The following is a 259-nucleotide window of genomic DNA, read 5'->3' as shown; positions in this document are numbered from 1 at the left end:
GAACCGGCGCTGACAGATGCCACCCCATCCACAGTTCGCGCCGACCAGCCACTGGCATTCGACTTCACCATCACGGACAACACCAGCGTCAAGACGGTGACACTGAACATGAAGTCGAGCGCCGATAAAGATTCGCGCGCGATCAACTTGACACATGACAGCGAAGACGTCACGCACTTCACCTTCGAGGTGCCTGCCGCTGACATGACCGGCAAACGCTGGTTCGACTACACGCTGACCTACACGGACGGAACCTTCA

Annotated in this window: 1 protein-coding gene; it reads left to right on the top strand. The window is 57.9% G+C overall.

Going from position 1 to position 259, the window contains the following annotated elements; genetic code table 11:
• Window positions 1-259: hypothetical protein (locus QP415_RS12130; protein WP_285100242.1), on the top strand; the 259-nt coding region annotated here is incomplete at both ends.

It is taken from the genome of Pauljensenia sp. UMB3104, assembly GCF_030217285.1.
Taxonomy (GTDB): domain Bacteria; phylum Actinomycetota; class Actinomycetes; order Actinomycetales; family Actinomycetaceae; genus Pauljensenia.
The sequence above is the reverse complement of the archived record's forward strand: the minus strand, read 5'-3'. Positions and strand labels throughout refer to the sequence as shown.